Origin of the sequence: Sphingomonas sp. Leaf4, from assembly GCF_920939515.1 — a bacterium.
In the GTDB taxonomy this organism is placed as follows: Bacteria; Pseudomonadota; Alphaproteobacteria; order Sphingomonadales; family Sphingomonadaceae; genus Sphingomonas.
In genome coordinates this window covers 172996-197684 of the sequence record NZ_CAKLBB010000009.1, presented here as the reverse complement: position 1 = coordinate 197684, position 24689 = coordinate 172996, and the positions used below count along the sequence as shown (strand labels likewise).

Below are 24689 nucleotides of genomic sequence, written 5' to 3'. Positions count from 1 at the left end.
TCCCGCAGGTCCATCGATAACGGCTTGCCCATCTGACCGGCCTCCTGTCGCCGGTGACAGGCTTGAATCAGACTTCAGTCCCCTTGGGAATCCCTCAACGATTCACGCCGTTCGGATTATGCTCTAGGCGACCATCGTTCGAGGCGATCTGCCGGTTGGGATTGTCGATCGTGACGTTGGTGGAGCGGGGCTGACCGCCGTCATGCCGCCTGCCGGAGCCTGTCGCGCGGGTGACGGATTTGCGCATCGTTAAGGGATGAGGGTGCAGGAAGTGGCGATGCCGGCCGCCGCCCTCCACGCCATGCCGATCGGGTGCCAGCGACCGTTCGCGGTCGGGGCGGTGCCGGTCTACCTGTTCCTGCTGCTCGGCTGGGTGGGAATGCCGATCGCGCTGCACCGGACCGGGCTGCATATCGCGGTCGACGAGTTCGCGATGTTCGGCGGGATGATGCTCGGCATCCTATGGTTCGCATGGTGCCTGCGCGCGCGCGGTCTGCTCCGGCTGGCGACGATGATCGAGGGCTATGCGCTGTTCACCGCGATCTGCGCCACCGTCTGCCTGCTGACCTTCGTGCTGGCGGCGGGGCCGCATCCCTATTTCGACGGCGCGCTCGCCCGCGCCGACCGGATATTGCTCCCGGGGTTCGACTGGCCGCGCGCGATGCTGGCCTTCGACCGGTCCGGCCTTCCGGTGCGGATCGCCAACATCGCCTATGCCAGCATCGGCTGGCAACCCGCGCTGCTGATCGCGCTCCATGCGCTGGGCGGGCGGCACCGGCGGCTGTGGCATTTCCTTGCCGCATGGGTCCTGACGCTGTGCGTGGTCATGGCGTTCTTCGCCCATCATCCGGCACTGGGCGCCTATCATCACTTCGGCATCGCGGCGGCGCAGGTGCCCGCGATGCTCGATCCGGTGCCGTGGAACCAGCCGCGACTGCTGCTGGCGTTACAGGACGGGACGATCGGCACCATCTCGTTCGCGACGCTGGACGGCATCATCAACTATCCGAGCTTCCATGCCGGGGCGGCGGTGCTGCTCGGCTATGGCTTCTGGCACCTGCCGCCGCTGCGCTGGCCGTTCGCGCTGCTCAACGCGCTGATGCTGGCGGCGGCGGTGCCGATCGGCGGCCATTATGTCGTCGATCTGGTGGCGGGCATCCTCGCCGCCGCGATCGGCATCGTCGGCGGGCGCTGGATGGTCGATCAGGTCAGCCCCGCTTCCACCACCGCCATTTCGGCCCCGCCGACTGCAACACCCCGCGCCTGAACAGCCGCGCGCCCAGCGCGATCGTCAGCGTCACCCACAGCAACTGCCACGCGATCGCGGCGAAATGCGGCCACAGCGCGCCATCGGTCGCGGCGCGGGCGGCCATGGCGAAGGGCGAGCTGAACGGGAAAAGCTGCGCGGCGGTGGCGATCCACGTGCCGGGCTTGCCGACCGCCGAGAGCGCGAAGCCGAACATCGCCATCTGGAAGATGGTGATGGGCAGCGACAGCATCTGGATTTCGCGCGGGGTCGATGCCTGTGCGCCGACGGTCAGGAACACCGATCCGAGCAACATGTACGCCATGGTAAAATAGACGACATAGAGCGCGGCGAAGGCGGGCAGGCCGATCGCGGGGGCGATGCCGCTCAACCCCTGCGCCATATCCTCGGGCAGCAGCGCGCCGACATTGGCCCCGATCGTCACCCAGAAGGCGAGGAACAGCACCGCCACGCCAAACATGCCGATCAGCTTGCCGAGGAACACCGATTCCAGGGGCACGGCGGCGGCGAGCACCTCGATCACCTTGTTCGAACGTTCCTCCGCCATGGTGCCGACCGCCTGTCCCGCCAGCATCAGCGTGACGATGAACAGCGTGACGACCGAGAAGAAGCCCGCCGCATTCTTGCCGCCGAGCGACGTGCCGCTGCGCGCGACGCGGACGAAGGTCGGGCGGGTCAGCGGCGCGTCGGTCAGGTCGGGGCGGGTGCGCAGCGCCTGTTCGGCGAGGCCGGCGAGATAGTCGGCCGAGGTCGAGGTCTTGTTGGCGTGCAGCACGGTCGGCCGGTCGATCGTGCCGTAGAGGACGGCGGGCACGTCGATCTTCGGATCAGCGAGCAGCTTGCGCGCCTGCGCCGCCGGATCGGCCGACGGGGCGAGCGTGAACAGCGGCGGCGGTCCGCGTTCCTCGGGCAGCGCCGGGCGGAGCGAACGATCGACCGCGCGCAGCCGCGCGGCGTCGGCGGGGGCGGCGATGGCGTAGATGCGCACCTTCCCCTCGGTCCCGCCGCGTGCCGCCGACGCGCCGAGGCCGCCAACCGCGCCGAAGCCGACGAAGAACAACGGCGCCAGCAGAAACACGAGGAACATCGGCGTCATGACGGTCGCGGTGAAATCGCGCCGCGCGATGGTCAGCGTCTGGCGGATCAGTTTGCGGGTGCCGCTCATGCCGCCATCTCCGGGTTGGCGGCGGCTTCGCCGACGATGCGGACGAAGGCGTCGTGCAGGCCGGGGCGCTCGATCGACAGTCCCGAAATGCCGTAGCCCGCGTCGATCAGCCGCACCAATATTCCTTCGATGCCTTGCGCGGGCAGGGTGAAGCGCCAGCCGCCGCCGCGCGTGGGGTCGACCGGCTGCGCGTCCGTCGGTAGCAGCCGGGCGATGTCGGGCGAGGGGTGGTGCGGCACGTAGTGCGCCTTCATCGGCAGCATCGCGCGGGCGTCGTCGACGGTCCCCTCGAATCGGCGTTTGCCGCCGGCGATGATGCACAGCCGGTCGCACAGCCGTTCGGCATGGGCCATGACATGCGTCGAGAACAGGATCGTCGCTCCGCGATCGCGCTCGGCGCGGATCAGCCCTTCCAGCCGTTCCTGATTGACCGGATCGAGGCCGGAAAAGGGTTCGTCGAGGACGAGGAATTCGGGCTGATGCACCACGCTGCCGAGCAACTGGACGAACTGCGCCATGCCCTTGGACAGCTTGCGGATCTTCTGGTCTGCGGCGTGGCCGAGGCCGGCGGCCTCCATCATCGAGCCGGCGCGCTTGCGCCCGGTCGACCAGTCGAGCCCGCGCAGCGCGCCCATAAAGGCGATCGCCTCGCGCGCCTTCATGCCGGGATACAGGCCGCGTTCCTCGGGCAGATAGCCCACCCGGTCGGAGGCGTCGCGTGGGGCAATGTGGCCGAGCAGGCTGCGCTGCCCCTCATCGGGTTCGATGATGCCGAGCAGCATGCGCAGCGTCGTCGTCTTGCCCGCGCCATTGGGGCCGAGCACGCCGTAGACCGATCCGGTCGGCACGGCGAGGTCGATGCCGTCCACCACGCGCCGGTCGCCGAACCGTTTGACCAGTCCGGTGGCGCTGAGCGCCAAAGCATCGCTACGCAAACTGATCGCCCCCCTGCTCGCCGGGACTTTTGCCCGGTGCCGCAAGAGGGTAGCGGGGGTTGATGCGCGAACACAAGGCCCCCCCCGCCGATATTGCCGCCGCCATCCGGGCGAAGGCGGCGGAACTGGGCTTCGTCGCCTGCGGCATCGCGCGTGCCGATGCCGCGCCGCGCACCGCCGAGCGGCTGCGCCAGTGGCTGGACGAGGGGCGGCACGGATCGATGATCTGGATGGAGGAACGCAGCCACCAGCGCGGATCGCCCGCCGCGCTGTGGAGCGAGGTGCAAAGCGTCATCGCGCTCGGCATGAGCTATGCCCCGCCGGTCGATCCGCTGGCGCTGGCCGGGGTCGGCGACCGCGGGCGCATCTCGGTCTATGCGCAGGGTGGCGATTATCATGACGTGGTCAAGAAGGCGCTCAAAGCGCTGGGCCGCTGGCTGGCGCAGACGGCGGGCTGCGACCTGAAGGTGTTCGTCGATACCGCGCCGGTGATGGAAAAGCCGCTGGCGGAAGCGGCGGGGCTGGGCTGGCAGGGCAAGCACACCAACCTCGTCAGCCGGACCCATGGGAGCTGGCTGTTCCTCGGCGCGATCTACACCACGCTCGACCTGACGCCCGACCGGGCGGGGGCCGACACCTGCGGATCGTGCGATGCCTGCCAGCGGGCGTGCCCGACCGATGCGTTTCCCGCACCCTATCGGCTCGATGCGCGGCGCTGCATCTCGTATCTGACGATCGAACATGCAGGTCCCATCCCACATGAGTTTCGCGCCGGCATCGGCAACCGCATCTATGGCTGTGACGATTGCCTCGCGGTGTGCCCGTGGAACAAGTTCGCCGATGCCGCCGCCGCCAACCGCGCATTCGCCGCGCGCGCCGAGTTCGCCGCGCCACGGCTGGCCGATCTGCTCGACCTCGACGATGCGGGCTTTCGCGAGGTGTTTCGCGGATCGCCGATCAAGCGCATCGGCCGCGACCGGATGGTGCGCAACGCGCTGATCGCGGCGGGGAACAGCGGCGATGTGGCGCTGGTCCGGCCGGTGCGGGCGTTGCTGGACGATGCCGACGCGGCGGTGGCGGAAGCGGCGCAGTGGGCGCTGGCACGGCTGGAGGGTCAGCCGGCGACGGCATCGACATAGTCGTTCCCACCGGCATCGCGGACGATGTCGGTCAGGCAGCAGCCGGCGTCGGCGAGCAGCGCGCGATACCGCGCTTCGCCCAGCGACTGCGACGGTTGGCCGGTCAGGCTGTCGGTCCAGCGGCAGGCCATGCGCGGCGCGGTGAACAGCAACCGTCCGCCGGGCAACAGCGCACGGCCGATCCGGTGAATCGCGGCCTGCTGCGCCGCTTCGGGCAAAAGGAACAGGACGCCGATCATCACGATCGCGTCGAAGCGGCGGTCGAAGAAGCGGCTGTCCTGCACGGTTTCGCAGGCAGCGCCGGCATGGCGCACCTGTGCGCGGAACCGGGCGAGCATCGTCGGCGACGGATCGATGCCGTACAGCGCGAACCCCGCATCGGCGAGCGTCGTGGCCACCGGCATGCCAGTGCCGCAGCCGATGTCGAGCACGCTGCCACCGGGCGGCAGGTGGCGCGACCAGTGGCGCACGATCTCGGCACCGACCCCTGAGCGGACGGCCGCGAAGTCCGGCGCGACCGCTTCCCAGCCGAGCGACGGGTCGCCGGTCACGCCCTGCCGGTCAGGTACGCTCGACCCGCCGCGCCTTGATCGCGCGCCATGCCGGGTCGGCGCGGTCGTTGCGGACGACGATCGCCTCGACCTCCTCGAACGCTTCGATGTCGAGTGCCTCGGCGACGCTCACCGGGAAATAGCAATTCTCGTCGGTATCCTTGCGGACGCCGAACGCGCCCTTGCCTTCAAGACTGGAGGTGATGATGCAGTGGATGACTTCGGCCACGGTACAGGAGTCCTTGGGGTAAGTAGATAAAATGAGACTGGATGGTAGCTATCCGCCTCCTGCCTAGGGCGGGTGGCGGTGGCGGGCAAGGGGCGTCAGCGGCCGGCCTTGCGCTCGCGACCCTGCGCGCGCCGGGCGTCGACCAGTCCGCGCAGGCCGAGCAACGCCGTGGTTTGCTGCGGGCCGATCCCGGCGGACAGGCCGCCCGAGGTGCGACCGATCGCGCCGGCCTGCGCGCGCAGTTCGCGGCCCTCGCGCCGGGTGAGTTCGCCGCGCCGCACACCGTCGCGGATCGAACGGTCGATCCCGCGCGCCTCGCGCGATCGGGCGAAGGCATCGGGGTCGAGCTGCCGGGGGGCGGGCCGCGCGACGCTGCGCCCCCCGTCCCAGATTTGTGCCATGGCTGGCGTGGCGACGATCAGCAGCGGCAACAGGATGAGGCGCATCGGCGGTTCCTACGGTGGAGGCGATACCCTAACCGCGTGGTGCGGCGATGCAATCGCCACCCGCTTTTCCTGTCGCGCGCCATAGGGTAACGCGGACGCCTATGAACCGTCCCGCGCTCTCCGTCGTCGTCCCCTGCTATAACGAGGCCGCCTGTCTCGACGTGCTGCATGCGCGCGTGTCGGCGGCGGTGCGCGCGGTCGTCGGCGACGATCACGAGATCGTGCTGGTGAACGACGGATCGCGCGACCAGAGCTGGGCGGTGATGGAGCGACTCGCCGCCGTCGATCCCCGGCTGGTGGCGATTAACCTGTCGCGCAACCACGGCCATCAACTGGCGCTGACGGCGGGGCTGGACCTGTGCGCGGGCGAGCGCATCCTCATCATCGATGCGGACTTGCAGGACCCGCCCGAACTGCTCGGCGAGATGCTTAGCGTGATGGACGCGCAAGGGGCCGATGTCGTCTATGCCGTGCGGCGCAAGCGCGAGGGTGAGACGTTCTTCAAGAAGCTGACCGCATCCGCCTTCTACCGCGTGCTCGACCGCGTGACCGACACGCCGATCCCGCTCGACACCGGCGATTTCCGGCTGATGAGCAGGCGGGCGCTCGATGCGCTGCTGAGCTTGCCCGAACAGGCGCGATTCATTCGCGGCATGGTGGCGTGGGTCGGATTCCGGCAGGTGCCGTTTCCCTATGATCGCGACGAGCGGCTGGCGGGCGAGAGCAAATATCCGCTGGGCAAGATGATCCGCTTCGCGCTGGACGCGGTGACGGGATTCTCCACCGCGCCGCTGCGGCTCGCCAGCCATCTCGGGCTGGTGCTGACCGGGCTGTCGCTGCTGCTGTTCGCCTATATCGCGGTCGGCTGGCTGTCGGGCAGCGCGGTGCAGGGGTGGACCTCGACGATGCTGGTCGTCGTGTTCCTCGGCGCGGCGCAGATGTTCGTACTGGGGATGATCGGCGAGTATCTCGGGCGGCTGTACGTCGAATCGAAGCGGCGGCCGCTGTATCTGGTCGCCGACGTCGCCGGACCGGTACGCGGGCGGGCGAGTCTCGGCTATCGCGCGGGCGATCATGGCGAGGTGACGGTGGCGCCGGTGTTGCCCGATCAGGGCGCTTAGGAGTCGTTTTTACGCGAAGGCGCGGAGGCGCTAAGAAGTAGAAGCAATGGTTCGCGCGGAGGCGCGGAGGCGCAGAGGGGTTGCGCATGCGGCAAAGCCGCCTTTCACCCTCCACGAGAACGATAAGGCCGCTGACGCGGCAGACGCACCTGCAAGCGCAACCCCTCCGCGCCTCCGCGCCTCTGCGCGATCAACCCTGCTTCTTCGTGCCTTCGCGCCTTCGCGTGAAACCGACTCTCACACCTCGGCCCACCGCCGCAGCAGGTTGTGGTACACCCCGGTCAGCTCGATCACCGAGCGGTCGCCGTGGCCGACCTGCCCGACGAGCCGCTGGATCGCGCGGTCCATGTCGAACAGGATGCGGCGCTCGCCGTCGCCGCGCACCATCGACTGGATCCAGAAGAACGACGCCACCCGCGCGCCCGCCGTCACCGGTTCGACGCGGTGGAGCGACGAGGCGGGATAGAGCACCAGATGCCCGGCGGGCAGCTTTACCGATTGCGTGCCGAACAGATCCTCGATCACCAGTTCGCCGCCGTCGTACGTCTCGGGATCGGACAGGAACAGCGTCGCCGACAGGTCGCTGCGGATGCGGAAGTCCGAGCCGCGCTGGATGCGCACCGCATTGTCGACATGCGCGCCGAACGCCTGACCCCCGGCATAGCGGTTGAACAGCGGCGGAAAGACCTTCGCCGGCAGCGCGGCGGCGACGAACAGCGGATTGGCCCCCAGCGCATCGAGCACGCGCCCGCCGCCCTCGCGCGCCGCCGCCGACCCCTCGACCAGTTGCGCGTTGCGCTTGGCCAGCGCCGATTGCGGACCGGAGGTGACGTTGCCGTCGATCCAATCGCCACCGTCGATCAGGGCGCGCAGGCCGGCAACCTGATCGGGGGTCAGCACGTCGGGAATGGCGATCAGCATGGGCGGTGGTCCCTCAACCGAAAAATGCCCGTTCCCGGTGGCAGCACCGGGAACGGGCAGGAAATCCGACCGGCGGGGTGCGCGGTCAGAAGCTCTTGAACACGCTCAGCACCGCCTGTCGCCGGTCGCCGGGCATCGCCCAGCCGCCGGTGACGACGCCGGTCGTCGCGTTGATGTTGTTGCGCACGCCGGTCAGATAGCGTTCGTCGGTCAGGTTCTGGACGTTGAGCTGCAGGCTCCAGCCCTGACCGATCGTGTAGCCGAGATAGGCGCGGTGGATCAGATAATCCTCCGCCTTCAGCGCATTGGCGTTGGCGAGGTTCGGGACATAGGTGGTGAAGCTGCCCTGATAGGTCAGGCCGTACCCGATCTCGAGGCCGAAGGGCAGGCGGAAGGTCGTGAACAGGCTGCCCGAATGGTCGGGGGTCTGTACCAGCTTCGCGCCGGCTTGCGGATCGGGATTGGCGACGGAGTTGCCGCAGCCGATGCTGCCGGGGCGGGCGAGGCAGAAGTCGCTGACCGACTGGCGCACTTCGCTGTCGAGATAGGTGTAGTTGGCGAACACCGTCCATGCCGGGGTGATCGTCCCCGAGACGCCGAGCGCCACGCCGTCGACCCGGCTCTTGCCGTCGAGCACCTGGACGGTCGGCAGCGCGGGATCGTTCGAGGGGATGCGGTAATTGGTGCGTTCGTTGCGGAACACCGCCGCCGTCAGTTCGAGCTTGCCGTTCAGCAGCCCGGCCTTGATCCCGGCTTCATAGTTCTTCGCGGTTTCGGGTGCGACGTCGCAGGTGTTGGTCACGACCGTGCCCGACACCGCCACGCAGCCGCCGCGCACGCTGATCGACGAGGGGGTGCGCGCATTGCCATAGCCGGCGTAGACGCTGACCCGCTCGACCGGGTGGAACACCGCGCCGACGCGGTAGCTGAACAGCGTTTCGTCGTTGACCTGCCGCGCCTGAAGCGCCGCCGCCGGCTGGGCCACGCCCGGCGCGAGCGTCAGCAGCGGCAACGCCTGGAACACCGAGCGTTGATGCTCCCAGCGCACCCCGCCGTTCAGTTCGAACATCCGCCCGAGTTCGAGCGTGTCGAACGCATAGACGGCGACGTTGCGCGACGTGCCGCGCGATTTCGCGGTGGTGACGAAGTTCACCGGCCCGCGATAGACCGTGTCGGGGTTGACGATCGCTAGCAGCGGCAGCGGCGTCGTCGCCGATCCGTCGGCGTTGCGCAGCAGCGACCCGCTGGTGATCGCATAATCCTCGATCATGCCGCTGACGCCGATGTTGGCGACGTTGCGGATGCCGCCGCGCGCGCCGTGTTCGAGGCGCAGGTCGGTCTGGTTGACCAGCAACTGGTTCTCCTGATCGCGCACCAGCCCGCGCGGGCCGCTGGGCAGCCAGTTGCCGGGCGTCACCCCCGCCGGACAGGCGAGGCCCGCCGGGTTGGTCGCGCTGGTCGCGACCGGCTGGCGGTTGGTCGACAGGCAGAAGGTGCCCTGCGGCGCGCTGGTCACGGTATCCTGGCCGACGCGCTGCCAGCGGGTGAGGTTGCGCACCGACACATGGGCATCGACCGCATGGGCGAAGGTGGCGGTGAAGCGGTCGACCGTCGTCTGCTGCCGGTCGAGGTTGCGATAGCCGTAATAATCGCTGCGATCGGTGCCGGGCAGGAAGCCGCCGACCGTGCCGTTGTCGAAATAGGGCAGGCCGTACAGCGGCGTATTGTCGTCGCGCTGGTGGACATAGGCGAGGGTCAGGCTGGTCGGCGTGCCGAGCCCGATCGTGATCGAGGGGGCGACACCCCAGCGTTCGAACTTCTCGACATCGCGGCCGGGCACGTCGTTGTGGTGATAGGCGGCGTTCAGGCGCACGCCGACCGTGTCGGTGATACGGCGGTTGGCGTCGATCGCGCCGCGATAATAGCGATCGGTGCCGACCGAGCCCTGCACGATCGTCAGGTCGTCGCCGCCCGGCGTCTTGCTGACGAGGTTGATCGTGCCGCCGACCGATCCCGATCCGTTGAACACCGAATTGGCGCCGTTGTAGACCTCGATCTGTTGCAGGTTGAACGGATCGGTCCGGCTGTATTGCGCGCTGTCGCGGATGCCGTCGACAGTGATGTCGTTGTTCGCCGAAAAGCCGCGCAGGTTGATCGAATCGCCATAACCGCCGCCGCCTTCGCCCGCGCCGAAGGTGATGCCGGGCACGGTCTGGAGGATGTCGCGCAGCGTCTGGAGGTTCTGCTTGCGGATCACCTGATCCGACACGACGGTGATCGTCTGCGGCGTGTCGATCAGTTCGGCGGTCGCCTTCGGGCTTTCGAGCGTCTTGGTGCGCTTGCCTTCGACGAGGATCGTCTGCGGATCATTGTCGGTCGCATCGGCGCGGGCGGCGGGCGCGGCGGTGTCGCGCGGGGCGGCCATGGCCGGGGCCGATGCGATGAACCCCACGCAGGCGAGCGCGAGGAAGGCTGGCGAGCTGCTGCCGGTAGTATGGGTGTCGGTCACGAAAATCCCCTTTCGATACCGACGCCGCTATTGCGATGCGTTCGCAGAGTCAATGCTAATGCGAGTGGCTTTCATGTTTGTCGCAAGATTGTCGCGGGCCGTTCCGATTACTCCCCTCCCTGACAGGGAGGGGTTGGGGGTGGGTCGGGTTGCAAGGGAACGGCGGCATCCGCCCCAGACCTACCCACCCCCGGCCCCTCCCTTGTCAGGGAGGGGAGCAGGTTGTGCCAATGCCTGGCGTCAGCCGGCGGCCACCGCCGCCAGCAACCACGACCGGATCGCGCTTGCGAGGTTCGGCGGATCGGCGCTTTCGATCCGCGCGGCGTCGATCGCCGCGACCAGCGCCGATAGCGGCAGGGCGTGAGCCACCGCCTGCGCCTCCAGCGCCGCCCAGAAACCGGGTTCGAGGCTGATCGAGGTGGCGTGGCCGGCGATGGTGATCGATCGCTTCACCGGCCCGCGAAAGCCGCCGGGCGGGGCGGCGACCTTCACGGGCTGTCGAAGAGCGACGCGAGCTGTTCGATCATCGTGCCCGCCAGTTGCTCGGCATCCATGATCGTGACCGCGCGGCTGTACCACCGCGTCACGTCATGGCCGATGCCGATTGCGACCAGTTCGACCGGCGACTTGCCCTCGATATAGGCGATGACCTGCCGCAGATGGCGTTCGAGATAGCTGCCCGAATTGACCGACAGCGTTGAATCGTCGACCGGCGCGCCGTCGCTGATGACCATCAGCACCTTGCGATCCTCGGGCCGCGCGATCAGCCGGCCGTGCGCCCACAGCAACGCCTCGCCGTCGATATTCTCCTTGAGGAGTCCCTCGCGCATCATCAGCCCGAGCGACTGTTTGGCGCGCCGCCACGGCTCATCGGCCTGTTTGTAGACGATGTGACGCAGGTCGTTGAGCCGGCCGGGCTGCGGCGGGCGGCCGGCGGCGAGCCATGCTTCGCGGCTCTGCCCGCCCTTCCAAGCGCGGGTGGTGAAGCCGAGGATCTCGACCTTCACCCCGACCCGTTCGAGCGTGCGGGCGAGGATGTCGGCGCTGATCGCGGCGATGCCGATCGGGCGGCCGCGCATCGACCCCGAATTGTCGATCAACAGCGTGACGACGGTGTCGCGGAAATCGGTGTCGCGCTCGATCTTGTAGCTGAGCGATTGCGCCGGATTGATGACCACCCGTGCCAGCCGTGCGGCGTCGAGCATTCCTTCTTCCTGATCGAAATCCCACGAGCGCGACTGCTGCGCCATCAACCGCCGCTGCAGCCGGTTGGCGAGCTTGGTGACGACACCCTGCAACTGCACCAGTTGCTGGTCGAGATAGGCGCGCAGCCGTTCCAGTTCGTCGGCTTCGCAGAGTTCGGTGGCCGCGACCACTTCGTCGAACTTCGTGGTGAACGGGCGATAGTCGAACTGGGCGTTCAGGTCGGGCACCGGGCGGTTGGGGCGGACCGGCATCATGCCGCCCTCGTCTTCGCCATCGGCCATGTCGTCGCCCTGCGCGTCGTCGTTCTCGGCGCTGTCGTCCGATTCGCCGGTTTCGCTATCGTCGCCGCTGTCTTGGCCCCGTGCCTCGACCTCGCCTTCGCCGCCCTGCTGTTCGCCGGAATCGTCGCCGTCATCCTCAGGGGTCTGGTCGTCCTCGCCCTCGGCATCGTCGCCGCCGTCGTCGGCCTGTTCGGGTTCGACCTCGCCCTCGATCAGTTCGAGGTCCTCGAGCAATCGGGTGATGCCGCGCCCGAATGCCGACTGGTCGGCGACCAGCGCCGACAGCGTATCGAGCTGCGTGCCCGCGCGCGCCTCGATCCAGTCGCGGATCAGCGCCATGCCGGGGGCCGTGACTGCCGGGGGCAGCCGGCCAGTCAGCCGTTCGCGCACCACCAGTTGCACCGCGGTCGACAATGGCACCTCGGCACGGGTGCGTGCGCGGGTGATCGGATCGGAGCGCATTCGCAGATTGAGCGCATGGTCGAGATTGTCGGCGATGCCGGCATAGCCGTCCGACCCGAGCGCATCGACCCGCGCCTGTTCGACCGCGTCGAACACCGCGCGCGCCACCGCGTCGCCGGGCGCACCGCGCGCGTGGAGCGCGGCGTCGTGGTGGCGCATCCTGAGCGCGAAGCCGTCCGCCAGACCTCGTGCCTCGGCCACCTGATCGGCGGGCAGCGCGCGGGCGGGCATCGGCACCTTGATATGCTTGCCCGACGCGACCGGCGCGTCGGCGGTGAACGCCAGCTCGATCTCGGGTTCTTCGGCGATCGCGCGCGACGTGCCGCGCAATACGTCACGAAACCGGTCGAGCGGGGAGTCCTGTACCATGGGGCATGCTTTGGGGATTGGTGGGGGCGAGGGCAAGGGCGGTCGGCGTCATCCCACAACCTTCGTCATTCCCGCCTGCGCGGGAATGACGAAAGGGGGTGGTTACACCCGCTCCGCCGCGTTCACCGCGTCCGCCGCGCGCAGGCCGGCGAGCAGTTTCATCAGATGCGCCGCGTCGCGCACCTCGACGTCGATCGTGTTGGTGTGGAACGTCGTGTCGCGATTGTCGAGCCGGAGCCCGAGGATGTTCGCGCGGTGGCCGCCGATCACGGTGGCGATCACGCCCAGTGCGCCGGGTTCGTTCTTCAGCGTCACCGCGATTCGCGCGGTCGCCCCTTCGGCATTGTCGCCCCACGTCAGGTCGATCCAGTGATGCGGATCGATCGCGTCGACCTGACGACAGGCGATGTCGTGGACCTCGAACCGGCCGTCGTCGCTGCGCACGCCGATGATGCGGTCGCCAGGCACCGGATGGCAGCAGGTGGCGAGGTCGTAGCCGACCCCGGCAGTCAGCCCCTTGATCTCGATCGGCGCGCGCTGCGCCGGGATCGGTTCGATCTTCGGATCGGCGATGGCACCGGGCATCACCGCCTCCATCACCGCTTCCTCGGTCAGCTTGCCGCGCGCCAGCCCCTCGAACAGCGTCGCCTCGTCTGCGATCTTGAGCCGCTTGAGCGCCTCGCCCAGCGCGTCGCTGCCGGCGGGGACGGGCAGGCGGGCGACCAGTTCGTGGTACAGCTTGGTGCCCAGCGCGACCGTTTCCTCACGCTCGCGGTGGCGGATATAGCGGCGGATCGCGGCGCGCGCCTTGCCGGTGATCGCGAAGTTCAGCCAGTTCGCCTGCGGCCGCTGCGCCTTGGAGCGCAGGATCTGCACCTGGTCGCCGTTCTTCAGTTCGGTGCGCAGCGGCACGACGCCGCCGTTGACCTTCGCGCCCACCGCCTGATCGCCCAGATCGGTATGCACCGCATAGGCGAAGTCGATCGGCGTGGCGCCCTTGGGCAACTGGTGCAGTTCGCCCTTCGGGGTGAATGCGAAGATGCGGTCGGCGTACATCGCCATGCGGGTGTGTTCGAGCAGCTCCTCGGGGCTCTCGGCGTTGTCGAGGATTTCGACGAGGTCGCGGATCCAGCGCACCTGCGTGTCGGGGCGCACCGCATCCTGCTTGTAGGCCCAGTGCGCGGCGAGGCCGAATTCGGCCTGCGCGTGCATCTCGCGCGTGCGGATCTGCACCTCGATCCGCATGTTCTCGGCATGGATCACCGCTGTGTGAAGCGAGCGATAGCCGTTGCGCTTGGGCGTCGAGATATAGTCCTTGAACCGTCCCGGCACCATCGGCCAGCGGCGGTGGATGATGCCCAGCGCGCGGTAGCATTCCTCCTCGCTGTCGACGATCGCACGGAAGGCGACGATGTCGGAGAGCTGTTCGAGGCTGACGTGCCGCTCGGACATCTTGCGCCAGATCGAATAGGGATGCTTGCGCCGTCCCGACACGTCGGCCGCGATGCCATGGCGGTCGAGCATCGCTTTCAGGTCGCCGCCGATCTTGGTGACGCGGTCGCCGCCGCCTTCCTCCAGTTGTTCGAGGCGGCGGGTGATCGATTCATACGCCTCGGGTTCGATCTCGCGAAATGCCAGCGTCTGCATCTCGTTCATGAATTCGTACATGCCGATCCGCTCGGCAAGCGGGGCATAGATGTCCATCGTCTCGCGCGCGATCCGCTTGCGCTTCTCGGGCTTCGATATGTGATGGAGCGTGCGCATGTTGTGCAGCCGGTCGGCCAGCTTCACCAGCAGCACGCGAATGTCGTCCGACATGGCGAGCAGGAACTTGCGCAGGTTTTCCGCCGCGCGCTCGTTCTCGGTCTGCGCTTCGATCTTGCTGAGCTTGGTCACGCCCTCGACCAGCCGGGCGACGTTGACCCCGAATTTGGCCCGAATCTCCTCGTGCGTCGCCACCGTATCCTCGACCGTGTCGTGCAGGATCGCGGTCGCGATCGTCTCGTCGTCGAGGTGCAGGTCGGTCAGAATCCCCGCCACCTCGATCGGATGGCTGAAATAGGGATCGCCCGAGGCACGTTTCTGACTGCCATGCGCGTGCATCGAGAACACATAGGCGCGGTTGAGCAAGGCCTCGTTTGCATCGGGATCATAGGCCTTGACCCGCTCGACCAATTCATACTGGCGCAGCATGGGATCTAGATGGGGCGAGCCGGGCGGGCAATGCAACCGTTTTTGCCCGCCCATCATCCGATCACTTCGCGCGGGCGTTGCACTTTTCGAGCTGATCGGCCGCAAAAGCGGTGCCGTTGGCGACGAACGCGGTCAGCGGACCCAGTTGCCGCGCGGTCAACTGGCACATCGCCAGCGGGCTGCCGGCGGTCTTGCCGGCGGTGCAGACGGTGTCGCCGCAGGTCCAGGGCGTGCTGCGGGTAATGAGGCTGTCGACCGCGGGCGCGGTCGCCGGGGTCGCGCTATAGCCCTTCGCCGGCTGCGCCGCAGCCGCGAACGGCAGGGCGAGGAGGGCGGCGGCGAACAGGGCGAAGGGCTTCATCGAACGGGACTCCGGTGGCTTGAATCAGTCGCCATCGGGTAATGGACATTGTTGTAAGTAGCAATATGCTACTGGTGCTGCATCGCAAGCTTCGCGGTGTTTCCTTTCGCCGGGGCGATGCGCTAGACCGGCGGCCATGACGACGCTTCGAGAGCCGCTGCGCGAACTGGCCAGCCGTTGCAGCCTGCCCGCCGCGCTGGAGGCGATGGGCGAGCGCTGGTCGCTGCTGATCCTGCGCGCCGCGTTCAACGGGTTGCAGCATTTCGAGGAATTCCAGTCGGAACTGGGCATCGCTCGCAACATCCTCGCCAGCCGGCTGTCGCGGCTGGTGGGGCATGGCATCCTCGAGCGCTGCACGGTGGAGGCGGATCGCCGCAAGATCGAATATCGCCTGACCGACAAGGGCCATGCGCTGCTGCCGATGCTGGTGGCGCTGCGCCAATGGGGCGAACGCTGGGAAACCGGCAAGCCCGCCACGCCGGTGCTGGTCGACGCGCGCGATCGGCGACCGGTGGCGGCGGTCGCCGTGCTGTCTGAGGACGGGCGGGTGCTGGGGCAGGGCGACCTGCTCTGGTCGCTGCCGCAGGACGTCGCGGCGGGGGCATGAGGAAATCTCCCCTCCCTTGTCAGGGAGGGGAGCCGCACGGGGCGACCGTTACATCGCCTGCAACATCTCGATATGATGCTGGACGACCGGGGCGGTGGCGGCGGCAACGGTCTTGAGCGGCGCGGCGCTGCCCTGCTGCGCATAGCCGCTGTGCAGCGCCAGCGCCTGCTGGTGCGCGGTCTGCTGCTGCTGGACGTACAGCCGGTCGCGCGCCGGGCCGGTCGCGCGGCGCAGGTCGGCGATCATCCGCGCCTACATCGGCTCCAGCTTCGGCGCGGGCGCGCGGACGCGGGCCTGCATCGCGGCGCGCTTCACGTCGGCGGTGCTCTTGGCATGGTCGCGCACCATCATCGTCGCGAAATCGCGGACCTTGGGGTCGCGGGTCGATTGCAGCACGAGCTGGCTCGACTGGCGCTCGTACATGTCGCTGGCGCCGGCCTTGGCGACATACGTGGTGGCATCGGTGGTCTGCGCCATCAGCGGCGCGGCGGCCGCCATGGCCGCGGCGGCGGCGAACATCGTCAGTCGGAACATCATCATCTCCTTCGCGTTCGCGCAACAGCGGGACAGGCCGCCAACGCGCACCATCGGCGGAAGGGGACGGTGGAACGCAACTAGCTGATTTATATCAGTACGATTGTTCGGGTCGAACCCGTCACACCAATCGGACGAACATCAGCAGCAACCCGACCATCGACGCGAGCCAGACGAGGCTGCGCAGATAGGGCACGCCGAACAGATAGAGCGGGTGATAGACGATCCGCGCGACCAGCCACAGCAGCGCGCCCGCCGATCCCAGCCCCCCGGTCCGCCCACTCACCGCCAGCGCGAGCGCGAGCGCGATGAACGCCGGATAGGTTTCCTTGAGATTGTCGAGCGCACGCTGCGCGCGGCCGGCATAGACATTCTTGGGATGGGCATCGCCGTCGCGTGCGCCCGCGTTCCACCCGACGCCCAGCTCGCGGGTGACGAGTTGGCCTTGCAACATAATCGCGACGACCAGCAGCACCGTCGACCACGCAAGCACCAGCAGTTCGGTCGGCAGGTCGGTCATCGTCGGTGCTCCGGTGTGGTTGTGCGCTATAGCGACGGGTGTGGGCGCGGGTTCCATGGGGGCCGCTCCCCTCCCTTGAACAAGGGAGGGGCCGGGGGTGGGTTGGCTCGTTGTCGCACGGTAGCCTTCCCTCGCGGGCCGACCCACCCCCGCCCCCTCCCTGCCAGGGAGGGGAGAAGAAACTACACCGCGTTGCGTCCAGCCGGCGTGTTGACGCCCATCGACTGGAGATATTTCTTCACGTTGCGCGCCGCCTGGCGCAGCCGCTGCTCGTTCTCGACCATGGCGATGCGGACATAGCCCTCGCCGTTCTCGCCATAGCCGACGCCGGGAGCGACGGCGACTTTGGCCTCGGTCAGCAACTGCTTGGAGAACTCGAGCGATCCGAGATGGGCGAGCGCGGGGGGCAGCGGTGCCCATGCGAACATCGATGCGCGCGGCGAGGGGATGTCCCATCCGGCGCGGGCGAAGCTTTCGACCAGCACGTCGCGGCGCTTGTGATAGAGCTGTCGGTTCTTCTCGACGATGTCCTGCGGGCCGTTCAGTGCCGCGCATGCCGCCGCCTGGATCGGGGTGAATGCGCCATAGTCGAGATAGGATTTCACCCGCGTCATCGCCGCGATCAGCTTCTTGTTGCCGACGCCGAAGCCCATCCGCCAGCCGGCCATCGAATAGGTCTTGGAGAGCGAGGTGAACTCGATCGCCACGTCCTTCGCGCCCTTGACCTGCAGGATCGAGGGCGTCGGGCAGCCGTCGTAATACAGTTCGCTATAGGCGAGGTCGGAGATGACCCAGAGGCCATGTTCTTTCGCAAAGGCGACGACCCGTTCGTAGAACGCCAGATCGACGACCTCGGCGGTCGGGTTCGACGGATAGCCCATCACCAGCACGCTGGGCTTGGGCACGGTGAATGCCATCGCCTTTTCGAGACTCTCGAAATACTGCTCGTCGGGGGTCGTCGGCACCGCACGGATCGTGGCCCCGGCGATGATGAAGCCGAACATGTGGATCGGGTAGCTGGGGTTGGGTGCGAGGATGACGTCGCCAGGCGCGGTGATCGCGGTCGCAAGGCTGGCCAGCCCCTCCTTCGATCCCATCGTCACCACAACCTCGGTTTCGGGATCGATGTCGACGCCGAAGCGGCGGCCGTAATAATTGGCCTGCGCGCGGCGCAGCCCGGGAATGCCGCGCGACTGCGAATAGCCGTGCGCCGAGGGCATGCGGGCGACCTCGACCAGTTTTTCGATCACATGGTCGGGCGGGGGCAGGTCGGGATTGCCCATGCCGAGGTCGATGATGTCCTCGCCACCGCTGCGCGCCGCTGCCCGCATCGCGTTCACCTCGGCGATGACATAGGGCGGCAGGCGTTTCATGCGGTAGAATTCGTCGGACATTCTCGTTCCTTTCGTCATCGCCCTTACGCGAGTAAGCGGCTAATCGGTAGACCTGCACGGCGCCCGAGGAGAGGAAAATGCCCGACGAGACGAAGTCCGCCGTACCACCGGCGGCGATGACGCTCGAGGAACTGCAACACTGGACGCAGATGCTGGGCCGCGCGCAGCAACTGATGCTCGAACAGGGTATCGACCTGATGGAGCGCGCGCCGGTCGGGCCCGATCCGACGGGGATGATCCGGGCGCAGACCGATTTCTGGGCGGATACGATGAAGCTGTGGCAGCGCTTCCTCGACCCCGCCGCGCAGCCCGCGCCCGAATCGCCCGAACGCGCCCGCGACCGCCGGTTCAAGGCGAAGCAGTGGCACGACGATCCGGTCTATGCCTTCATCCGCCAGAGCTATTTCCTCGTCGCCGACCATATGCTCAAGGGCGTCGACGCGATCGACGGCGTCGATCCGAAGCAGAAGGAGCAGCTCCGCTTCGCCACGCGCGGCCTGATCGATGCGATGAGCCCCACCAATTTTCCCGCCACCAATCCGCTGGTGATGGAAAAGATCATCGAGACGCGCGGCGAGAATCTGCTGAAAGGCGTGCAGAACCTGCTCGCCGACATGGCCAAGGGCCAGATGACGCAGAGCGACACCAGCGCGTTCGAACTCGGCCGCAACGTCGCGATGACTCCGGGCAAGGTCATCCGGCGCACCCCGCTCTACGAACTGATCCATTATGCCCCGACCACCGAAAAGGTGGGGGCGGTGCCGCTGCTGATCTTCCCGCCGTGGATCAATCGTTTCTACATCCTCGACCTGACGCCCGAGAAGAGCTTCATCCGCTGGGCGGTGGAGCAGGGGCTGTCGGTGTTCGTCGTGTCGTGGCGCTCGGCCGATGCGTCGATGAAGGACGTGACGTGGGACGATTATGTCGTGCGCGGGCAGATCGACGCGATCGACACCGTGCGCGAGGTGCTCGACGTCGAATCGGTCCACACGATCGGCTATTGCGTGGCGGGCACCACGCTCGCCGCGACGCTGGCGCTGCTGGAGGCGCGGGGGCAGGCGGCGAAGGTCGCCACCGCCACCTTCTTCACCGCGCAGGTCGATTTCGCCGATGCGGGCGAATTGTCGCTGTTCGTCGATGACGAGCAGTTGAAGATGATTCGCCAGGTCGGGAAGGACGGCTATCTCGACGGGCGCTACATGGCGATGACGTTCAACCTGCTGCGCGGGCGCGACCTGATCTGGAATTACGTCACCAACAATTATCTGCTCGGCAACGATTATGCGCCGTTCGACCTGCTCCACTGGAACGCCGACGTCACCAACCTGCCCGCGACCTGGCATCTGGGCTATCTGACCGATCTCTACCGCGACAACCGGCTGGCGCAGCCCGGATCGATGCGCGTCGACGGCGTGGGCATCGACCTCACGACCGTCAGGACGCCGTCCTATATCCAGGCGGGGCGCGAGGATCATATCGCCCCGCCCGAAAGCGTGTGGAAGATCACCGACCATTTCGCCGGCCCGCTGCGCTTCGTGCTGGCCGGATCGGGGCATATCGCCGGGGTGGTGAACCCGCCCTCGGCGCAGAAATACCAGTATTGGACCAACGACCATCCCGCCGCCTCGCTCGCCGACTTCGTCGCCGGTGCCAGCGAGACGAAGGGGAGCTGGTGGCCCGACTGGCGCGCGTGGATCCGCGCTGCCGATGGCGCGGAAGTGCCCGCCACCGGCATCCGGGTGCCCGGGGAAGGCAAGCTGCCCGCGCTGGCCGACGCGCCGGGGGAGTATGTCCGAACCCGTTGATAACGCTACCACAAAATAATTGCTGCACCGCACCATATGGCGTCTTGAAAACGTCATGCGAAGCGCGTAGATGCTGCGGTGCAGCAGCAACATAGTGGAGGATGTCTAGTGGCCAGCAGAGGTCCGAAGACCGGCACGCGCAAGCCTGCCAATTCCCGGTCGAGGCCGGTGACGTCTCAGGCACCCGCCGTGGCTGCCGCGCCGGAACCGGTCGTGGTCGATGCCGAACCGGTGCAGGCGGCCGTGCCGCCCGTGCCCTTCGTCGCCGATCCCGCGCCCGCTCCGGTCGAGCTTGAGCAAAAGATCGAAGCGGCGATCGCCGAGGTGGTCGAGCATCAGGAACCGGTCGCCCCGACCGTGACCGAAACGCCCGCCGAAGCAACGCCCGAAGCAACCCCCGCGGTCGACATCGTCGCCGCCCAAGTCGAGGAAAAGACCATGGACGTCACCAACGAAGCGACCGCCACCGCCCAGACCGCCGCCGACAAGGCGCAGGCCTTCACGCAGGACGCGACCGCCAAGGCGCAGGCGATGACCGCCGAATTCAACGAGAAGGCCAAGGCCGCCATGGAAAAGGGCGCCAAGGGCTTCGAGGAAATGAACGAGATGGCCAAGGGCAACATCGAAGCGATGGTCGAAGCCAGCCGCATCGCCGCCAAGGGCCTCGAGACGCTGGGCCAGGAAATGGCCGAATACGGCCGCAAGTCGTTCGAGCATGCAACCTCGACCGCCAAGACGCTGGCCTCGGTCAAGTCGCCGACCGAGTTCATGAAGCTGCAGTCGGACTATGTCCGCCAGTCGTTCGACTCGTTCGTCGCCGAAGCGTCGAAGACCACCGAAATGATGATGAAGCTGGCCGGCGACGCCGCGCAGCCGATCAGCAACCGCGTTGCGGTTGCCGCCGACAAGGTGAAGACCGCCGCGTAAGCGATGGTTCTGCCGATTGGCAAGCAAGGGGGCGGTCGCGCGAGCGGCCGCCCCTTTCGCGTGATAGGCCTTTCGCGTGATACGGATGCGTGATGGCGGTGAATCGGGGGAAGTGGCGATGACGGGCGATGCGACCGCGGCGTTGCGATGGCAGGATCTCGGCCTGTCGCCGGTGGCGTTCGATCTGGGGCCGCTGCCGGTCCGTTGGTACGCGCTGGCCTTTCTCGCGACGTTCCTGCTCGGCGGCTGGTATCTCCGGCGGCTGTTGCGCGAACCGGGCGCGCCGATGCGGCCGGAGCTGGTCGACGACCTGTTCCTGTATGCCGTGGCCGGTGTGATCCTTGGCGGACGACTGGGCTATGCGACCTTCTATCAGCCGGGGCTATGGGCAGCACCGCTCGAACTGGTGCAGCCATGGCATGGCGGCATGTCGTTCCACGGCGGGCTGATCGGGCTGCTGATCGGTCTGACGCTGTTCGCGCGCAACCATGGCGTGCCGCTGCTGCGGTTGCTCGACTATGTCGGCTGCGCGACGCCGTTCGGGATGATCCTCGTCCGGCTGGCCAATTTCGTGAACGGCGAACTGTGGGGCCGCCCGACGACGCTGCCATGGGGCATGGTGTTTCCGGGCGCGGGCGACGGCGTGCCGCGCCACCCCAGCCAACTCTACGAAGCGCTGCTCGAAGGCGTCGTGATGTTGCTCCTGCTCGGCTTCCTGTTCTGGCGGACCGGCGCGCGCCATGTGCCGGGCCGGCTGGCCGGCGCGGGCCTCACCTGGTACGCGGTCGCGCGCTTTTCCCTCGAATGGGTTCGTCAGCCCGATCGCGGGCTGGAACATCTGTCGTGGGGGCTGACGATGGGACAGACGCTCAGCGTGCCGATCCTGTTCGGCGGGCTGGCGCTGCTGATCCTGCCGCCCCGGATCGGCACGGTCCGCCATCCGGCCGGTGCGTGACGCACCCCCTTGCCCCAAGGCTGTCCGATGCCATATTTCCGTGTGACATGTATCGACAGCTCAGCCCCCTGATGGCCGGTAACGACCGCGACCATGACGACGATCGCACGACCGGCCTCGGCGTCGCGACCCAGACCCGCGTCAAGAAGCCCACGCCCTACCGCGTGCTGATGCTGAACGACGATTACACGCCGATGGAATTCGTCGTCCTCGTCCTGCAACGCTTCTTCCGCATGACGATGGAGGAGGCGACGCGAGTGATGCTGAGCGTCCACCAGCGCGGCGTGGGTGTGTGCGGCGTCTTCACCTACGAGGTCGCCGAAACGAAGGTCGCGCAGGTGATGGACTTCGCCAAGCAGAACCAGCACCCGTTGCAATGCACGCTGGAAAAGGCGTGAGGTGAGTCGCGGCGCGCCGCTCGCCTGCGCGCTGTTGATCGCGGGCTGCTCGACCGAGCCGCCGGCACCGCCACCCCCGACTGAAAATCTCGAGACGCTCGCCGAACGGATGGCGGGCAATCGCACGGCGCCTCCGGTGCGGCCATCGTCCGAACCCGAAACTCCACTCGACGATCGCGCCGCCGCCGCGCTTGCGCGTGAATTCGGCCTGCCGCGCTGCTCCAATATCGCCCGCCTGCGCGACGTGCGTGGGGAGGGGATGCTGGTCGGAAGCTGGCGCGTGCGCGGCGACGACGCCTGTTTCGCCGACTGGGCGGAGCGGCAGCGCAGATTCGGCATCCTGGAACGGATCATGGCCGGCGAGTCGAAGGCCGATATCGATCGCCTGCCATGGCGCTGCGGCGACGGCGGCGATCACGTCGCGCAATGCTCGACCCAGGGCAGACCGGTGACGCTGGTGATCGAAAACCCCAACTTCGCCCCGTTCCTGCTGTTCCGGCGGATTAGCCGCGCGGCGAAGTGAACCGTGCCGGTCGCACGGACCGTGTCGCATCGGCCGCTTCGAACCACCACTGATCGTCGACCGCGCTGCTGGTGTAATATTGCGCGGTCTGGCGCGCCACCTCGGCCGGCGTCTTGCCGCTGGCATGGACGATCGTCCCGGTCACGCAGACCGCAGTGTTCTCCCGCAAATCCACGCCCGGTCGCCGGGGTACGAACACCCCGACCCGTCCGTGCATCACGCTACCCTCGCCATCGGGCGAATAGAGTGGAAATCCGTACGTCTTGCCGTCAAAGCCGCTCTGATAGGCCCCGCCCGGATCGCCGCACAGCCGGATCGTTCGCCCGAAGAACGTTGCCGGGTGTTGCGCCGCCGCCGTAATCGCGACCGACGGTGGCGGCGATGCGCAACTGCCAAGGAACACCGTCGACACCGCAATAAGGCTGATAACCAACCGTGGCATGACGGGAGGATGAGCGTTCCGGCGACCGGCGGCAAGTGTCCCCCCTTGCGCCAGCACCATCAACCATTAGAAGCCACGCGATGGACCGTATCGTCATCCGCGGCGGCAATCGCCTTTCCGGCCGCATCATGATTTCGGGCGCGAAGAATGCCGCGCTCACCCTCCTGCCATGCGCGCTGCTCACCGAAGAGCCGCTGACGCTGCGCAACCTGCCGCGCCTCGCCGACGTCGACAGCTTCGGCCATCTGCTCAACCAGTTCGGCGTGTCGACGATGGTCGAGGGGTCGCACCCGTCCGAATTCGGCCGGGTGATGACGATGCGCGGGCAGCGGCTGACCTCGACGGTCGCGCCCTATGACATCGTGCGCAAGATGCGCGCCTCGATCCTCGTGCTGGGGCCGCTGGTCGCGCGCGCGGGCGAGGCGACGGTATCGCTGCCCGGCGGCTGCGCGATCGGCAACCGCCCGATCGACCTCCACCTGAAGGCCCTCGAAGCGCTGGGTGCCGAGATCGAGCTGGCGGCGGGCTATGTAAAGGCGACCGCGCCGGGCGGACGGCTGCCGGGCGGGCGCTATCGCTTCCCGGTCGTCTCGGTCGGCGCGACCGAGAATGCGGTGATGGCCGCCGTGTTGGCGCGCGGCACCTCGGTCCTCGAAAACGCGGCGCGCGAGCCCGAGATCGTCGACCTGTGCCGCTGCCTCGTCGCGATGGGCGCGGCGATCGACGGCATCGGCAGCGACACGCTGACCATCGAGGGCCGCGCGAAGCTCCATGGCGCGACCTATGCGGTGATGCCCGACCGGATCGAGGCGGGCAGCTATGCCTGTGCCGCCGCGATCACCGGCGGGTCGGTCGAACTGGCCAATGTCGTGCCGTCGGACATGCGCGCGACGATCGACGCGCTGGTCGAGGCCGGCGTGGTGGTGCGCGAGGAAGCGACCTCGCTGTTCGTCGAGGCCGGCGGCGACATCCGCCCGATCGACCTGTCGACCGCGCCCTATCCCGGTTTCGCGACCGATATGCAGGCGCAGTTCATGGCGCTGCTCACCCGTGCGCATGGTGCCAGCGTGCTGACCGAGACGATCTTCGAGAACCGCTACATGCACGTCCCCGAACTGGCGCGGATGGGGGCGGACATCACCGTCACCGGCCGCTCGGCGGTGGTGAAGGGGCCGGCACCGCTGATCGGCGCGCCGGTAATGGCGACCGACCTGCGCGCGTCGATGAGCCTCATCATCGCCGGCTTGGCGGCGGAGGGCGAGACCTCGGTCAGCCGGGTCTATCACCTCGATCGCGGGTATGAACGGCTGGAGGAAAAGCTTCAGGCGGTCGGCGCCGACATCGAACGGTTGGGCGACGGCTAGAACCAATCGACGGTCAGCGGCGACCGGAAATGTTCGTCAGTCCCGCGCAGGCGGGAATCCATAGC

24 protein-coding genes and 1 pseudogene are annotated in these 24689 nt (G+C 67.7%); 10 read left to right on the top strand and 15 right to left on the bottom strand.

Features of this window, described 5'->3' with window-relative positions:
• The first annotated feature begins 277 nt into the window (after positions 1-277).
• The gene (locus LRA89_RS15320) at positions 278-1267 is read left to right on the top strand and encodes a phosphatase PAP2 family protein (RefSeq protein WP_230771504.1); all 990 of its coding nucleotides are present in this window, start codon (positions 278-280) and stop codon (positions 1265-1267) included.
• Here LRA89_RS15320 and LRA89_RS15315 read toward each other — a convergent pair.
• Together LRA89_RS15315 and LRA89_RS15310 are read right to left on the bottom strand one after the other, a co-directional pair.
• Positions 1209-2432: an ABC transporter permease gene (locus LRA89_RS15315; protein WP_230771501.1), complete on the bottom strand. Its 1224-nt coding sequence runs from the start codon at positions 2430-2432 to the stop codon at positions 1209-1211. The two genes, LRA89_RS15320 and LRA89_RS15315, sit on opposite strands and share 59 nt — an antisense overlap.
• Positions 2429-3367 (bottom strand): ABC transporter ATP-binding protein, encoded by a 939-nt coding sequence (locus LRA89_RS15310; protein ID WP_443024985.1) that lies wholly within the window; start codon positions 3365-3367, stop codon positions 2429-2431. Before LRA89_RS15310 ends, LRA89_RS15315 begins: the two co-directional genes overlap by 4 nt.
• A gap of 62 nt (positions 3368-3429) precedes the next feature.
• Here LRA89_RS15310 and queG point away from each other — a divergent pair, with 62 nt between their 5' ends.
• Positions 3430-4506 carry a tRNA epoxyqueuosine(34) reductase QueG gene (gene queG, locus LRA89_RS15305; protein WP_230771497.1) on the top strand — a complete coding sequence of 359 codons (1077 nt, stop codon included), beginning with the start codon at positions 3430-3432 and terminating at the stop codon, positions 4504-4506.
• Here queG and LRA89_RS15300 read toward each other — a convergent pair.
• From LRA89_RS15300 to LRA89_RS15290, 3 genes are all read right to left on the bottom strand, one after another.
• Entirely contained in the window at positions 4482-5057 is a 576-nt protein-coding gene (locus LRA89_RS15300) for a class I SAM-dependent methyltransferase (RefSeq protein ID WP_230771496.1), read from the bottom strand. The two genes, queG and LRA89_RS15300, sit on opposite strands and share 25 nt — an antisense overlap.
• Before the next feature lie 10 nt (positions 5058-5067).
• Positions 5068-5286, bottom strand: a complete 219-nt coding sequence (locus LRA89_RS15295; RefSeq protein ID WP_055758498.1) for a hypothetical protein — start codon at positions 5284-5286, stop codon at positions 5068-5070.
• Between the two features lie 95 nt (positions 5287-5381).
• Positions 5382-5732 (bottom strand): hypothetical protein, encoded by a 351-nt coding sequence (locus LRA89_RS15290; RefSeq protein ID WP_055758501.1) that lies wholly within the window; start codon positions 5730-5732, stop codon positions 5382-5384.
• 101 nt (positions 5733-5833) lie between these two features.
• Between LRA89_RS15290 and LRA89_RS15285 the strand changes: the two genes are divergently transcribed.
• A complete protein-coding gene (locus tag LRA89_RS15285) occupies positions 5834-6853 on the top strand; it encodes a glycosyltransferase family 2 protein (RefSeq protein WP_055758503.1) in 1020 nt (339 codons plus the stop codon).
• 237 nt (positions 6854-7090) lie between these two features.
• Here LRA89_RS15285 and LRA89_RS15280 read toward each other — a convergent pair whose 3' ends face one another.
• From LRA89_RS15280 to LRA89_RS15255, 6 genes are all read right to left on the bottom strand, one after another.
• Positions 7091-7774 carry a Fe2+-dependent dioxygenase gene (locus LRA89_RS15280; RefSeq protein ID WP_230771494.1) on the bottom strand — a complete coding sequence of 228 codons (684 nt, stop codon included), beginning with the start codon at positions 7772-7774 and terminating at the stop codon, positions 7091-7093.
• Positions 7775-7859: 85 nt separating this feature from the next.
• Positions 7860-10199 (bottom strand): TonB-dependent receptor, encoded by a 2340-nt coding sequence (locus tag LRA89_RS15275; RefSeq protein ID WP_230771524.1) that lies wholly within the window; start codon positions 10197-10199, stop codon positions 7860-7862.
• Between the two features lie 324 nt (positions 10200-10523).
• Positions 10524-10775 carry a ribbon-helix-helix domain-containing protein gene (locus tag LRA89_RS15270; RefSeq protein WP_230771492.1) on the bottom strand — a complete coding sequence of 84 codons (252 nt, stop codon included), beginning with the start codon at positions 10773-10775 and terminating at the stop codon, positions 10524-10526.
• Positions 10772-12601, bottom strand: coding sequence for a cobaltochelatase subunit CobT (cobT, locus tag LRA89_RS15265; RefSeq protein ID WP_230771489.1), 1830 nt, complete (start codon positions 12599-12601; stop codon positions 10772-10774). The genes LRA89_RS15270 and cobT overlap by 4 nt, the downstream gene beginning before the upstream one ends.
• A 102-nt stretch (positions 12602-12703) precedes the next feature.
• Positions 12704-14794 carry a RelA/SpoT family protein gene (locus LRA89_RS15260; protein WP_230771487.1) on the bottom strand — a complete coding sequence of 697 codons (2091 nt, stop codon included), beginning with the start codon at positions 14792-14794 and terminating at the stop codon, positions 12704-12706.
• Between the two features lie 61 nt (positions 14795-14855).
• Positions 14856-15155, bottom strand: a complete 300-nt coding sequence (locus LRA89_RS15255; RefSeq protein ID WP_056491964.1) for a CC_3452 family protein — start codon at positions 15153-15155, stop codon at positions 14856-14858.
• A gap of 136 nt (positions 15156-15291) precedes the next feature.
• Between LRA89_RS15255 and LRA89_RS15250 the strand changes: the two genes are divergently transcribed.
• The gene (locus tag LRA89_RS15250) at positions 15292-15762 is read left to right on the top strand and encodes a winged helix-turn-helix transcriptional regulator (protein ID WP_055758515.1); all 471 of its coding nucleotides are present in this window, start codon (positions 15292-15294) and stop codon (positions 15760-15762) included.
• A 48-nt stretch (positions 15763-15810) separates the two neighbouring features.
• On the opposite strand, the pseudogene LRA89_RS15245 reads toward LRA89_RS15250, so the two are convergent.
• The 3 genes and pseudogenes from LRA89_RS15245 to LRA89_RS15235 all read right to left on the bottom strand — a co-directional run bounded on the left by LRA89_RS15245 (position 15811) and on the right by LRA89_RS15235 (position 18210).
• A pseudogene (locus tag LRA89_RS15245) lies at positions 15811-16239 on the bottom strand (DUF4142 domain-containing protein).
• Positions 16240-16417: 178 nt separating this feature from the next.
• Positions 16418-16816 (bottom strand): MAPEG family protein, encoded by a 399-nt coding sequence (locus LRA89_RS15240; protein ID WP_230771485.1) that lies wholly within the window; start codon positions 16814-16816, stop codon positions 16418-16420.
• 182 nt (positions 16817-16998) lie between these two features.
• Positions 16999-18210 (bottom strand): LL-diaminopimelate aminotransferase, encoded by a 1212-nt coding sequence (locus LRA89_RS15235; protein WP_056491973.1) that lies wholly within the window; start codon positions 18208-18210, stop codon positions 16999-17001.
• A 77-nt stretch (positions 18211-18287) separates the two neighbouring features.
• On the opposite strand from LRA89_RS15235, the gene LRA89_RS15230 reads away from it, so the two are divergent.
• The 5 genes from LRA89_RS15230 to LRA89_RS15210 all read left to right on the top strand — a co-directional run bounded on the left by LRA89_RS15230 (position 18288) and on the right by LRA89_RS15210 (position 22818).
• A complete protein-coding gene (locus LRA89_RS15230) occupies positions 18288-20015 on the top strand; it encodes a PHA/PHB synthase family protein (protein WP_230771483.1) in 1728 nt (575 codons plus the stop codon).
• Positions 20016-20204: 189 nt separating this feature from the next.
• The gene (gene phaP, locus LRA89_RS15225) at positions 20205-20942 is read left to right on the top strand and encodes a phasin family protein (protein WP_230771481.1); all 738 of its coding nucleotides are present in this window, start codon (positions 20205-20207) and stop codon (positions 20940-20942) included.
• An 85-nt stretch (positions 20943-21027) separates the two neighbouring features.
• On the top strand, positions 21028-21897 hold the full coding sequence (gene lgt, locus LRA89_RS15220) for a prolipoprotein diacylglyceryl transferase (protein ID WP_230771522.1): 870 nt from the start codon (positions 21028-21030) through the stop codon (positions 21895-21897).
• A 71-nt stretch (positions 21898-21968) separates the two neighbouring features.
• Positions 21969-22295, top strand: a complete 327-nt coding sequence (clpS, locus tag LRA89_RS15215) for an ATP-dependent Clp protease adapter ClpS (RefSeq protein WP_230771479.1) — start codon at positions 21969-21971, stop codon at positions 22293-22295.
• A 1-nt stretch (position 22296) separates the two neighbouring features.
• Positions 22297-22818 (top strand): hypothetical protein, encoded by a 522-nt coding sequence (locus tag LRA89_RS15210; protein WP_230771477.1) that lies wholly within the window; start codon positions 22297-22299, stop codon positions 22816-22818.
• Here LRA89_RS15210 and LRA89_RS15205 read toward each other — a convergent pair.
• Positions 22799-23260 carry a hypothetical protein gene (locus tag LRA89_RS15205; RefSeq protein ID WP_230771475.1) on the bottom strand — a complete coding sequence of 154 codons (462 nt, stop codon included), beginning with the start codon at positions 23258-23260 and terminating at the stop codon, positions 22799-22801. The two genes, LRA89_RS15210 and LRA89_RS15205, sit on opposite strands and share 20 nt — an antisense overlap.
• An 80-nt stretch (positions 23261-23340) precedes the next feature.
• Between LRA89_RS15205 and murA the strand changes: the two genes are divergently transcribed.
• Positions 23341-24624: a UDP-N-acetylglucosamine 1-carboxyvinyltransferase gene (gene murA / locus LRA89_RS15200; RefSeq protein WP_056491991.1), complete on the top strand. Its 1284-nt coding sequence runs from the start codon at positions 23341-23343 to the stop codon at positions 24622-24624.
• The last annotated feature ends 65 nt before the right edge of the window (positions 24625-24689 follow it).